This window comes from Spirillospora sp. CA-128828, from assembly GCF_050945415.1.
In the GTDB taxonomy this organism is placed as follows: Bacteria; Actinomycetota; Actinomycetes; order Streptosporangiales; family Streptosporangiaceae; genus Spirillospora.
Map to the genome: position 1 here is coordinate 5034332 of NZ_CP191986.1, position 12664 is coordinate 5046995.

Below are 12664 nucleotides of genomic sequence, written 5' to 3' on the forward strand. Positions count from 1 at the left end.
CGGAGTGACGACGTCGCGGGAGTGGGAGTTCGCGGGCAGGCGGGGCGCGATCACCGCCCGGATCTGGGCGGACGGCGAACCGCGGTACGTCGCGGTCCTCGTGCACGGATACGGCGAGCACCTCGGCCGCTACGACCACGTCGCCGGCGTCCTGGTCCGGCACGGCGCCGTCGTCTGCGGTCCCGACCACATGGGCCACGGCCGCTCGGCCGGCGACCGCGTGCTGATCGAGGACTACGAGGACGTCGTGGCCGACCTGCACACCGTCGTGGAGGCGGCGCGCGGCGACCATCCCGGCCTGCCCGTCGTCATGATCGGCCACTCCATGGGCGGGCTGATCGCCGCCCGGTACGCCCAGCTCCACGGCGGCGTCCTCGCCGCGCTGGTGCTGTCCGGGCCGGTCCTCGGCCGGTGGCACGCGGTCGAGGCGCTGCTCCCGCTGGACGAGATGCCCGACGAGCCGATCGACACCTCGACGCTGTCGCGGGACCCGGCCGTCGGCAAGGCGTACACCGAGGACCCGCTCGTCTGGCACGGCCCGTTCAAGAAGCCCACCATCCTGGCGCTCGACACCGCGCTCAGGCGCATCAACGAGCACGGCTCCCTCGGCGCGCTGCCGACCTTCTACGTGCACGGCGACGCCGACCGACTCGTCCCCCTGGACGGCACCCGCGCCGGCATCGAGGCGATCCGCGGCGACGACCTCACCGAGCGCCTCTACCCGGGCGCCCGCCACGAGGTCTTCAACGAGACCAACCGCGACGAGGTCCTCGCCGACGTCACCGCCTTCGTCGACCGCGTCCTCGGCTGACCCCGCACCCGCCCGGCGCGGGTGCGCTACCGGGCGCGGCGGGTCGCAGCGGCCGCCGCCCGCCTCCTCTTGATCAGGTCGTGCCGATCCCAGATCAGCGGCTGCAGCTCGGCGGGGTCCGCCGGCGCGTCCGGGCAGGCGAGCACATCGGCGCGCGCCTGCCGGGACACGCTCACGTCGCGGTGGAAGCCCCGGAAGATCTGGATCTCCCCCTCGTAGCCGTGCCCCCACGACCCGAAGTACGCGTAGTCCGTTCCGTGCCGTCCGGACGGGTTCAGGCCGGCGGCGAGCACCGCCCAGTCGCGCATCTCCAGCGGGGTGCGGGGCATGAGGGTGACCAGGCCGTGCTGCCGTTTCACACGGCCGTCGTAACGGTCCTTCCACATGTCCGCGCGGAACCACCCCTGCCAGTCCGCGAGCGCGTCGTCCAGCCCGTGCGTCCGCCAGCGGACGGTTCCCTCCGGCGGGCGGCGGAGCGGGAGCCTTCGCGCCAGGTCGCGCGCGGTCTTCCCGGTGAACGGCGTGTGCCAGGCGGGGACGAGGACGATCGGGTCGGCGGGATCGGCGTCGAACGGCGTCGGGACGAGGAACGGACGGTCGACGACCACCAGCGTCCCGGGCCTCGACTGGTAGGACAGGCCCCACAGCAGCCGGCCCAGGACGTTCGCGCCGCGTGGGTCGGACAGCACGTGCCAGGTGCCGTGGAAGAGGTTCGTGCTGAACCGGACCCGCGTGCCGGGCCGCAGCCCGACGACCGTGTGGTCGCGGCCGGCGAGCCGCAGCGTCCGGCGGTGCAGCTTCATGCCGTCGCCCGTGTACCGGGCGTTGGCCGGCCGCTGCACCGCCCGCATCGCCGTCAGCCCTTCACGCAGATGAGCTGGCGCAGGTGCGCGACGACCTCGACGAGGTCGGACTGGGCGGCGATGACCGTCTCCAGGTCCTTGTAGGCCCCGGGGATCTCGTCGACGACACCGCCGTCCTTGCGGCACTCCACGCCCCTGGTCTGCTCGATCAGGTCGTCCACGGTGAAGTGCTTGCGGGCCTTGTTGCGGCTCATCCTGCGGCCCGCGCCGTGGGACGCGGAGTTGTAGGCGGTCTCGTTGCCGAGACCGCGGACGATGTAGGTGCCGGTCGCCATGGAGCCCGGGATGATCCCGAGGTCGCCGCGGCCCGCGCGGATCGCGCCCTTGCGGGTGACGAGCAGCTCGACGCCGCCGTACTCCTCCTCCGCCACGTAGTTGTGGTGGCAGGAGATGACCTCGCCCCACTTGCAGCGGTTCTCGCCGAACCGCTTGGTGACGACGCCCTGCGCGAGCGCGGTCATGACGGCGCGGTTGCGGCGCGCGTACTCCTGCGCCCAGAACAGGTCGTGCCGGTAGGCGTCCATCTTCGCGGTCCCGGTGAGGAACACGGCGAGGTCGTTGTCCGGGAGGTCCTGGTTGTGGGGGAGCTTGCGGGCGGCCTCGATGTGGTGCTCGGCCAGCTCGTTGCCGATGTTGCGCGACCCCGAGTGCAGGACGAGCCAGATCGCGCCGTCGTCGTCCGCGCACAGCTCCAGGAAGTGGTTGCCGCCGCCGAGCGTGCCCATCTGGGCGCGGGCGCGGCCGAGCCGTGCCCGCACCGCCGGGTGCAGGTCGTCGAAGCCCTTCCAGAAGTCGTACCAGCCGCGTTCCTTGAGGTTGGGGAGCCCGGACGGGTCGACGGCCGTCTTGTGGGAGCCGCGCCCGACGGGGATCGCCTTCTCCAGCCGGCCGCGGAGGCCGGACAGGTCGTCCGGCATGTCCTCGACCGTCAGGGACGACTTGACGGCGGTCATCCCGCAGCCGATGTCGACGCCGACGGCCGCCGGGGACACCGCGTCCCGCATCGCGATGACCGAGCCGACGGTGGCGCCCTTGCCGTAGTGGACGTCGGGCATCACCGCGAGGCCCTCCACCCACGGCAGGGCGGAGACGTTGCGGAGCTGGTCGAGGGCCAGGTCCTCGACGGTGTCGGGGTCGGTCCACATCCGGATCGGGACGCGGCCGCCCTTCAGGGTCTGGTACGGCATGCCCTCTCCTTGATCGACGGAACCGAACCGCGAACTATGACGCCAGAATCACCGATCTCGGTTCAACCGGTTTTCGGCCCGCCGGCGTCAGGAAGGCGGCGCCGGGAGGGCGGTTCAGGAGGGGCGGCGCTCGGTCAGGCCGAGCCGGTCCAGGTGGCGCAGGAGCGCGACGGCGACGCGGCGGCCGGCCGCCAGGGCGTCGCCGGCCTGGGCGGGCGTGAACGGCTGCGGCAGGCCGGACAGCACGCGCAGCGCCTCCCGGTCGGCGCCCGGGAGCAGCACGATGTCGCCGCGGTCGTCGGCGATCCGCAGGACGGCGCCCGCGCGTTCCGCGCCGGCGAGGACCTCGCCCGTCAGGCCCAGTTCTTCGAGACGCTCGGCGGTGGGCGGTTCGAAAGGGGCGTCGGCGAAATCGGCCTGGAGACGCCGCACGCCGTCCGCCCAGGGCGGTGGGGGCGCCGAGGCGACCGCCGTGGGAGGCGGAGCCGCCGCCGGCCCGGGTTCTTCGGCCGGGGCCGGTACGGGTCCGTAGACGCGTCCGGCGGCCACCCGCAGCGGCGGCCGGACGAGCGCGGTCACGAGCTGCCGGGCCGGCAGGCCGAGCCGCAGCCGGACGGTCTCCAGCGGGATGCCCGGGGCGCGCGGGCTCGCGGCGGCGTGCCGGGACGTCTCCTCGGCGAGCCGGTCGAACAGCGACCGCCAGTGGGCCGGGTCGGCGACCCACTCGCCGTTCAGCGCGACGGCCTCCGGCGGCGGCGCGCAGCCCATCAGCGACAGCTCGGACCGGCGGAGCACGCCGTGGCGCCGCAGCACGATCGTGCCGTCCGGGCGGTCCGGCCAGGACGCCAGCTCCCGCGCGCGGGCCGCGCCGGCGCCGCGCCGGACGAGGGTCGGCGGACGGACGTCAAGGACGCTGACCCCGGCGATCGACCGCCGCTCCGGGTCGCGCAGGACCCCGGTGTCGCCGAGGTGCAGCGCGAGCCGGGTGTTCAGCGTCAGCCGCGCGGTGTCCGGGCCGAGGGGGCGGAGCCGGACCGGGACGGCGGCCGAGCCGACGTGCAGCGTCAGCCGCCGCGCGAGCCTGCCGGACGCCTCACCGAACCGGGTGCGGACGTCGATGCTGGTGGTGTGCGTCCAGGCGCCCGGGGTGACCAGGGCCATGCCGGCGTCCACACGTCCCGCGTCGCGCAGGGTCAGCACGACCCGCGAGACTCCCCCGACCGACTCGCGGGGCTCCCCGGCGCAGCCGATCGTGCGGACGCGGACGTGTTCCCCGGCGGGCATGAGGAGCAACTCGTCCCCCACCGCGATCGTCCCGGCGCCGAGGGTTCCGGTGACGACGGTCTGCCTCCCGGCGGTGAAGGCGCGGTCCACCCACAGCCGCACCGGGGCGGCGGGGTCGGGGACGGGCAGCCGGCCGGTGAGGCGGTCGAGCGCGGCGGCCAGTTCGTCCATCCCGGCGCCGGTGACGGTGCTGACGGCGACGGCCTCCACGCCGCGCAGCGCGGTGCCGGAGAGCCGCTCGCGGATCAGGCGCAGCGCCAGCTTCGGGTCGGCGGCGTCGGCCTTGGTGACCGCGAGGACGCCGGACCGGACGCCGAGCGCGCCGAGGGCGTCCAGGTGCTCGCGCGTCTGCGCCATCCAGCCCTCGTCGGCGGCGACGGCGAGCAGGACGGCCGGGGCGGGCGCCGCGCCGGCCAGCATGGCCGGGACGGACCGCTCGTCTCCGGGGACGTCCACGAACGCCACGCGCCGCCCCGAGGGCAGCTCCGTCCAGGCGCCCGGTTCGCCGGGCTCGGTGCCGGTGAGGGCTCGCACGAGCGCAGACTTGCCGTGCCCACCGTGGCCGGCGGTGGTGACGACCTGCATCAGCGTCCTTTCCGGACCTGAACGCGGAAGACCTCACAGGGACGAGCCGCGCGGGGAGAGGCATAACGGGGGTTGTGCAGACGAAGGTCCACGGAAGGCAAGCCTATGGAGGCCGGGGCCCCGCGCAAACCAGGACGCGCGGACAGATCCGCACTCGCCGGGGGGACGACCTGCGGTGAATCCCGCCCCTCTACAATTACTTACCCTAAGTAAGGAAAATGCCGCGATGCCGGGACCCGGCGACCGGCCGACGCGGGAGGTTCGCATGACCGGCGCCCCGGCCACGGCGCGCGAGGCGTCCGGGCGTCCGGGCGGCCGCGCCCGGCCCACCGGACCGACGCTGCTCGCGCTCGCGGCGGCCGGGATGGTCGTGTCGGTGCAGCAGACCCTCGTCCTGCCGCTGCTGCCGCAGCTCATGGACCGTTTCGACGCCTCCATCACCGATGTGACCTGGGTGTTCACCGCGTCCCTGCTGGCCGGCGCGGTGGCCACCCCGCTGCTGACGCGGTTCGGCGACATGTACGGCAAGAAGCGGATGATCCTGCTCGCGCTCGTGCTGCTGCTGACCGGCTCGGTGGTCTGCGCGGTGTCCGGCTCGCTTCCGGTGCTGATCGCCGGGCGCGCGCTGCAGGGCGTCTCGTCCGCGCTGATCCCGCTCGCGATCGGCATGATCAGGGACACCTTCCCGCCCGCCCGGGTCACCACGGCGATCGGCATCGTCAGCGCCACCATGGGCGTCGGCGGCAGCGCCGGCATGATCGTGACCGGGCTGATCGCCACCCGCACCTCCAGCCACCACCCGGTGTTCTGGATCGCCGCCGCACTGGCCGCGGCCGCGCTGGCCCTGGCCGCGACGGCGGCCCGGGACGTGGGCGTCCGGGCCGGGGGACGGCCCGACTACGCCGGCGCGGCGATGCTGGCCGGCTGGCTGGTCTGCCTGCTGCTCGGCATCAGCCAGGGCAACGCATGGGGCTGGACGTCCGGCGGCGTCCTCGCCCTGTTCGGCGCCGCCGCGGCGGCCTGCGCGGTCTGGGTCGTGATCGAGCTGCGCGTCCGGGCACCGCTGGTGCGGCCGAACCTGCTGGTCGGCGCCCGGTCGCTGTCGGCGAACCTCGTCTCGGCGCTGCTCGGCTTCTCGATGTTCGCCGCGTTCACGCTGATCGCCGGGTTCGTGCAGGCCCCCTCCGCGAAGGTCGGGTACGGGCTGGACGGCTCGGTCCTGGACGTGGGCCTCTACATGCTGCCGAGCACGGTGACCATGCTGGTCTTCTCGGCGATGGCCGGGCGGATCGCGGCCCGGCTCGGCCCCGCCTGGACGCTCGCGATCGGGTCGGCGTTCGCCGGGCTGTGCTACGCCTGGCTCGCGGTGTCGAACTCGCACGGGTACGACATGCTCGCGTTCAGCGCCATCCAGGGCCTCGGGTTCGGGATCGCGTACGCGGCGCTCGGGACGCTCGCCGTCCAGCATGTCCCGATGGACCAGACCGGGATCGCCAGCGGGATCAACTCGCTCGTGCGCACCACCGGCGGCAGCGTCGCGGGCGCCGTCACCGCGTCGATCCTGGCCGGGCGGGTGATCGACGGCACCGCGACCCCCACCCTCGGCGGGTACGTGCTGTGCTTCTGGATCGTCGCCGCCGGCGCGGCCGTGGCCGCCCTCATCGCCGTCGCGCACGCCCTGCGCCACCCCTCGGAGACCCCCGTCCCGGCGGCGCGGGCCCTTGACGAACCGGCCCCGCGCCATGCCCTATAGGTGTGCGGCCCTAATCGCGGATCGAGGCCGCAGCGCAGACTCGGGCCATGGACCCGTCACCGGGAGGACCACATGGGCGCCTACGCGGCCGCGTACGAACGCAGCATCGCCGACCCGACCCGCTTCTGGGGGCTGGCCGCACGGGACGTCCGCTGGCTCGTGCCGCCGGACCGGGTCCTGGACGACGGGGCGCCGCCGTTCTACCGCTGGTTCACCGGCGGTGAGCTCAACACGTGCGACAACGCGCTGGACCGGCATGTCGAGGAGGGCCGCGGCGACCAGACCGCGCTGATCTACGACAGCCCGGTCACCGGGACCGTGCGCACCTACACCTACCGGGAGCTGACCGGCCTCGTCGCCCGGTTCGCCGGGGCGCTGCGGGCGCAGGGCGTCGACCGCGGCGACCGCGTCGTCATCTACCTGCCGATGGTGCCGGAGGCGGTCATCGCGATGCTGGCGTGCGCGCGGCTCGGCGCGGTGCACTCGGTGGTCTTCGGCGGGTTCGCGGCGCGGGAGCTGGCCGTCCGCATCGACGACGCCCGGCCCAAGGCGGTCGTGTCGGCGTCCTGCGGGATCGAGGCGGGCCGGATCGTCCCCTACAAGCCGCTGCTCGACCAGGCCCTCGAACTCGCCCGGCACAAGGTCGAGCGGTGCGTGATCCGGCAGCGCGAGCAGCTGCACGCCGACCTGGTCCGGCCGCGGGACGTCGATTGGGACGAGGCGCTCGCCACGGCCGAGCCCGCCGAGTGCGTGCCCGTCGCCGCCACCGACCCGCTCTACATCCTGTACACGTCCGGGACGACCGGGCGGCCGAAGGGCGTCGTCCGCGACAACGGCGGGCACGCGGTGGCGCTGCGCTGGTCGATGGAGAACGTGTTCGGGGTCGGTGCCGGCGACGTGTTCTGGGCCGCGTCCGACGTCGGCTGGGTCGTCGGGCACTCCTACATCGTGTACGCGCCGCTGCTCACCGGCTGCACGACCGTCCTGTACGAGGGCAAGCCGGTCGGGACGCCGGACGCGGGCGCGTTCTGGCGCGTGGCGGCGCAGCACCGGGTGAAGGTGCTGTTCGCCGCGCCGACCGCGATCCGCGCGATCAAGAAGGAGGATCCGGAGGGCGCGCTGCTCGCCGGGCACGACCTGTCCGCGCTGGACGCGCTGTTCCTCGCCGGCGAGCGGCTCGACCCGGACACCTACCGGTGGGCGTCGCGCGTCCTGGACCGCCCGGTCATCGACCACTGGTGGCAGACCGAGACCGGCTGGCCGATCGTGGCGAACCTGCGCGGGCTGGAGCCCATGCCGGTCAAGGCGGGGTCGCCGTCGGTGCCCGTCCCCGGGTACGACGTGCGGGTCCTGGCGCCGGACGGCTCGGCCGTCCCGCCCGGCGCGGACGGCGACATCGCGATCCGGCTGCCGCTGCCGCCGGGCACGCTGCCCACCCTGTGGCAGGACGACGAGCGGTTCGTCGAGTCCTACCTGACGCGGTTCCCGGGCCACTACCTCACCGGCGACGGCGGGCACATCGACGAGGACGGCTACGTCTGGGTGATGGGCCGCACCGACGACGTGATCAACGTGGCCGGGCACCGGCTGTCCACCGGGACGATGGAGGAGGTCATCTCCTCCCATCCGGCGGTCGCCGAATGCGCGGTCATCGGCGTCCAGGACTCGCTCAAGGGGCAGGTGCCGCGCGGGCTCGTCGTGCTGAAGAGCGGGGTCTTGGCGGAGCCGGGAGAGGTGTGCGCGGAGCTGGTGAGGCTGGTGCGCGACCAGGTCGGGCCCGTCGCCGCGCTCAAGGAGATCTCGGTCGTGCCGGCGCTGCCGAAGACGCGGTCGGGCAAGATCCTGCGCGGTGTGATGCGGGGAATCGCCGACGGGCAGGAGGTGCCGGTCCCGTCCACGATCGAGGACCCGGACGTCCTGGACGACCTGCGCCCCGTCCTGCGCCGGGCGCCGTAGCCGCTAGGGGGTGCGGCGGGTCGGCTTCGGCCAGAACGCCGCCACGAGGCAGACGCCGGCCGCCGCGAGGACGATCTGGAAAAGGATCTCCCAGGGACTCCAGCCGCCGTCCCCCAGGCCGAACACGTGGACCAGGCCCGTCCCGGCGAACGCCGCGACGACGCCGGCCGCCATCAGGAGCCACACCGGCATGGTCGGCCTGCCCGGCACGATCAGCCGCCCCAGGACCCCGATGACCGCGCCCAGGACGACGGCCGCGGCCAGCCCCCCGATGGTCATCCGTACGCTCCTCCCGTCGCCTTCGGGCCCCCGTCGGAGCCCTACCCGCGTCCCGGGCGGCGACACGAGCGCGGAAGGCTAGCGGATGACGAGCGTGTGCCGTCCCCGGCCGACCAGTTCGCCGATGACCGGGGCGCCCGGAATCTCCCCGGCGACCAGCAGGCCGCCGGACGTCTGGGCGTCGGCGAGCAGCAGCCGCTCCTCCTCGGCGATGCGGCGGAAGTCGGTGTGCGGCGACACCCAGGACAGGTTGCGCCGGGTGCCGCCCGGCACGAATCCGTCCCGGAGCGCCTCGCGCGCGCCGTCCAGGTACGGGACGGCGGAGGCGTTCACGACCGCCGTGACCCCGCTCGCCCGCGCCAGCTTGTACAGGTGGCCGAGCAGCCCGAACCCGGTGACGTCGGTGGCACAGGTGGCGCCGTGTTCGAGGGCGGCCAGCCCGGCGCCGGCGTTCAGCTCCGTCATGGTCGCGACCGCGTGCGGGAACTCCTCCCCGGTCGCCTTGTGCCGGGCGTTGAGGACGCCGATGCCGAGCGGCTTGGTCAGCGTCAGCGGGATGCCGGGGCGGCCGGCGTCCAGCCGCAGCAGCCGGCCCGGGTCGGCGACGCCGGTCACCGCCAGGCCGTACTTCGGCTCGGGGTCGTCGATGCTGTGCCCGCCCGCGATCGCGCAGCCGGCGAGGGCCGCCACGTCCCGTCCGCCGCGCAGCACCTCGCGGGCCAGCTCCACGGGCAGCGCGTCGGCCGGCCAGCCCAGCAGGTTGAGGGCGATCAGCGGTTCCCCGCCGACCGCGTACACGTCGGAGAGCGCGTTGGCGGCGGCGATGCGGCCCCAGTCGTAGGCGTCGTCGACGACCGGTGTGAAGAAGTCGGCGGTGGACACCACCGCCCGCGCCCCCTCGATCCGCAGCACGGCCGCGTCGTCGCCGTCCGGGCCGCCGACGAGGAGGGAGTCGTCCCCGCCGGTCAGGCCGGCCACGACCCGTTCCAGCTCCCCCGGCGGGATCTTGCAGGCGCAGCCGCCGCCGTGCGCGTACTGCGTCAGGCGGGCGGCGGGGGCGAGTCGGGTCACCGCAAGATTTAACGCACAACTATCTCAAATGATCAACAAACGGACAGTGCGGGGGCGATCACCGAGGGCCCATACCGGCCGCGACCAGCGCCGGATTCGGCGAAACCCTTGTCCGAACGCCGTTCGGCATGATGCGATTCCCTCTGCAAGTCATCACTTACATCAAGGGGCGACATGGGGATCCAGGAGGAGGTGGCCGACCTGGACCGGGCGGTCGCCGGACGGACGATCTGCACGGCCCTCGCCGAGACCGCCGCGCGGCACGGGGCGAGGCCCGCCTACTCGGACCGGATCGACGGCGAATGGAAGACGCTGACCTGGGCGGACACCCGGACCCGCGCGCTGGAGACGGCCGCCGGGTTCGCCGCCCTCGGCCTGGAGTCCGGCGACGTCGTCGCGCTGATGATGCCGAACCGCTCCGAGCACGTCCTCGCCGACCTCGGGGCCGTCCACGCCGGCGGCGTCCCCACCACCGTGTACGCGACCCTCGCGCCCGACCAGGTCGCGTTCGTCGCGGGCCACTGCTCCGCCAGGTACGCCGTCCTGGACGGCAAGGACCAGCTCGACCGCTGGCTGCCGGTGCTCGGCCGGCTGCCCGGGCTCCGCAAGATCATCGTGGTGGACGCGGACGCCTGCCCGTCCGGCGACCGCTACCTCACCTGGGACGCCCTCACCGAGCTCGGCCGCCGCGAACTCGCCGCCGACCCGTCCGCCGCCGACCGGCGCTGGCGGGCGGTCAAGCCCGAGGACACCGTCACCCTCCTGTACACCTCCGGCACCACGGGCGACCCCAAGGGCGTCCTGATCACGCACTCGATGGTGCTGCACGAGGCCGAGATGGTGCGGCGGACCTCCGTCCTGCCCGACCATCCGTCCGGCATCTCCTACCTGCCGTTCGCGCACATCGCCGACCGCGTCCTCAGCTACTACCTGCCCGTGGGGCTGGCCTCCCACGTCCACTTCTGCCCAGACCCGGCCCAGCTCACGACGATCCTGGCCGAGGTGCGGCCGCACTCCTTCTTCGGCGTCCCGCGCGTCTGGGAGAAGGTCATGGCCGGCATCCAGGCCGTCCTGTCCGCCGAGCGGGACGAGGCGAAGAAGCAGGCCGTGACCGCCGCCCTCCAGGCGGGCCGCGCCTACGTGACGGCACAGGAGTACGGCAACACCCTCACCCCCGAGATCACCGCCGCGTTCGAGACGGCGGACACGGCGGTCCTCACGCCGATGCGCGCCCTCCTCGGCCTGGACCGCGTGCGTCAGGCGTCCAGTGCCGCCGCCCCGCTGCCGGTCGAGGTCGCCCGCTTCTTCGCCGGGCTCGGCCTGAAGATCTTCGACGCCTACGGGATGACCGAGACGACCGGCGCCGTCACCGCCAACCTCGCCGACTCCTTCAAGCTCGGCACGGTCGGACGCCCCTTCCCCGGCGTGGAACTGAGGCTGGCCGGCGACGGCGAGATCCTCGTCCGCGGCGCCACCTGCACCCCCGGCTACCTGCACCGCCCGGACGCGACCGCCGACCTGATCGACCCGGGCGGCTGGGTGCGCACCGGCGACGTCGGCCGCCTCGACGCCGACGGCTTCCTCACCGTCGTCGACCGCAAGAAGGAACTGATCATCACCGCCGGCGGCGAGAACATCGCCCCGTCCCTGATCGAGAACCGGCTCAAGGAGCACCCCCTGGTCGGCCAGGCCCTGGCCTTCGGCGACCGCCGCCCGTACGTCGTCGCCCTCATCACCCTCGACGGCGAGGTCGCCCCCGTCTGGGCCGCCGCCCGCGGCATCGACACCACCGACCTGGCCGCCCTCGCCGCCCACCCCCTCGTCCTCGACGAGGTCGCCAAGGCCGTCGAGGACGCCAACGCCCGCCTCGCCCGCGTCCAGCAGGTCAAGAAGTGGCGCCTGCTCCCCGCCGAGTGGACCGCCGAGAGCGAGGAGCTCACCCCGACCCTCAAGCTGAAGCGCCGCGTCGTCCACGCCAAGTACTCCGCCGAGCTCGACGCCCTCTACACCGGCTAAGATCGCCCGCGGAGGCGTGTGAGCGCCTGGTGGCCTCCCCGGCCTTCAAAGCCGACGGTCCCGAGCATCTCGGGACGGCGGGTTCGATTCCCGTACGCCTCCGCCACCCCCGTTCCGGCGGCGGGGTGCCGCGTACGGTTGGGGCATGGTGGCGCTGGTGATCCCGCCGTTCGCGGCGGTGGTGGCGAACTGGGGCATCGACCGGACGGACCGCCGGGTGTGACGGGGCCGGACGTCGCGGCGGTGCTGGACCTGGCCGGCATCTTCGTGTTCGCGGTGTCCGGGGCTCTGGCGGCCGTCCGGCAGCGGCTGGACGTCGTCGGGATGGTCGTGCTGGCGGAGATCACCGCGCTGGGCGGCGGGATCATCCGGGACCTGATGATCGGGGCGGTGCCCCCGGCGGCGTTCACCGACCTCGGGTACGTGCTGGTGCCGCTGGCCGCGTCGGCACTGGTGTTCTTCTGGCATCCGCAGGTGACGCGGCTGCTGCCGGCGGTGCTGCTCTTCGACGCGGCGGGGCTCGGGCTGTTCTGCGCGACCGGGACGGTGAAGGCGCTCGCCTACGGACTGTCGCCGGTGCATTCGGTGCTGCTCGGGATCGTGACGGCGGTCGGCGGCGGCATCCTGCGGGACATGCTGGGCGGTCAGATCCCCGCGGTGCTCTACGACCGGCAGCTCTACGCGCTGCCGGCGCTGCTGGGCGCCGCCGTGACCGCGGCCGCTGACGCCGCGGACCTGCACGGCGGCGCCGTCACCGCCGGCGCCGCCGCCATGGCGTTCGGGCTGCGGGTGCTCGCCCTGCGGTACGGGTGGCGGGCGCCCCGGCCGCGCGGCGTTCCCGACTAGCCCCCGCGCCGCC

The 12664-nt window shown here is 74.1% G+C and carries 10 protein-coding genes and 1 tRNA gene; 6 read left to right on the top strand and 5 right to left on the bottom strand.

Translation table 11 applies throughout. The features are described 5' to 3' along the window. Positions 1-4 precede the first annotated feature (4 nt). Positions 5-811, top strand: a complete 807-nt coding sequence (locus ACQPXG_RS24715; protein WP_433461488.1) for an alpha/beta hydrolase — start codon at positions 5-7, stop codon at positions 809-811. A 26-nt stretch (positions 812-837) separates the two neighbouring features. On the opposite strand, the gene ACQPXG_RS24720 is transcribed toward ACQPXG_RS24715, so the two are convergent. The 3 genes from ACQPXG_RS24720 to ACQPXG_RS24730 form a co-directional block, all read right to left on the bottom strand. Next, a complete protein-coding gene (locus tag ACQPXG_RS24720) occupies positions 838-1662 on the bottom strand; it encodes a hypothetical protein (protein ID WP_433461489.1) in 825 nt (274 codons plus the stop codon). Between the two features lie 5 nt (positions 1663-1667). Then, positions 1668-2861: an RtcB family protein gene (locus ACQPXG_RS24725; protein ID WP_433461490.1), complete on the bottom strand. Its 1194-nt coding sequence runs from the start codon at positions 2859-2861 to the stop codon at positions 1668-1670. A gap of 114 nt (positions 2862-2975) precedes the next feature. Then, on the bottom strand, positions 2976-4730 hold the full coding sequence (locus ACQPXG_RS24730; RefSeq protein WP_433461491.1) for a SelB domain-containing protein: 1755 nt from the start codon (positions 4728-4730) through the stop codon (positions 2976-2978). Positions 4731-4995: 265 nt separating this feature from the next. Here ACQPXG_RS24730 and ACQPXG_RS24735 point away from each other — a divergent pair, with 265 nt between their 5' ends. Both ACQPXG_RS24735 and ACQPXG_RS24740 read left to right on the top strand, forming a co-directional pair. Then, entirely contained in the window at positions 4996-6483 is a 1488-nt protein-coding gene (locus ACQPXG_RS24735) for an MFS transporter (protein ID WP_433461492.1), read from the top strand. A 72-nt stretch (positions 6484-6555) separates the two neighbouring features. Then, a complete protein-coding gene (locus tag ACQPXG_RS24740) occupies positions 6556-8439 on the top strand; it encodes a propionyl-CoA synthetase (protein ID WP_433461493.1) in 1884 nt (627 codons plus the stop codon). A gap of 3 nt (positions 8440-8442) precedes the next feature. Here the strand turns inward: ACQPXG_RS24740 and ACQPXG_RS24745 are convergent, their stop codons facing one another. Both ACQPXG_RS24745 and selD read right to left on the bottom strand, forming a co-directional pair. Further along, positions 8443-8718, bottom strand: coding sequence for a GlsB/YeaQ/YmgE family stress response membrane protein (locus tag ACQPXG_RS24745; RefSeq protein WP_433461494.1), 276 nt, complete (start codon positions 8716-8718; stop codon positions 8443-8445). A gap of 78 nt (positions 8719-8796) precedes the next feature. Next, positions 8797-9789: a selenide, water dikinase SelD gene (gene selD / locus ACQPXG_RS24750; RefSeq protein ID WP_433461495.1), complete on the bottom strand. Its 993-nt coding sequence runs from the start codon at positions 9787-9789 to the stop codon at positions 8797-8799. Between the two features lie 174 nt (positions 9790-9963). On the opposite strand from selD, the gene ACQPXG_RS24755 reads away from it, so the two are divergent. The 3 genes from ACQPXG_RS24755 to ACQPXG_RS24765 all read left to right on the top strand — a co-directional run bounded on the left by ACQPXG_RS24755 (position 9964) and on the right by ACQPXG_RS24765 (position 12651). Next, positions 9964-11805, top strand: coding sequence for an AMP-dependent synthetase/ligase (locus ACQPXG_RS24755; RefSeq protein ID WP_433461496.1), 1842 nt, complete (start codon positions 9964-9966; stop codon positions 11803-11805). Positions 11806-11815: 10 nt separating this feature from the next. Further along, positions 11816-11911: transfer RNA gene (locus ACQPXG_RS24760), tRNA-Sec, on the top strand. 113 nt (positions 11912-12024) lie between these two features. Next, positions 12025-12651 (top strand): trimeric intracellular cation channel family protein, encoded by a 627-nt coding sequence (locus ACQPXG_RS24765; protein WP_433461497.1) that lies wholly within the window; start codon positions 12025-12027, stop codon positions 12649-12651. Positions 12652-12664: the final 13 nt, after the last annotated feature.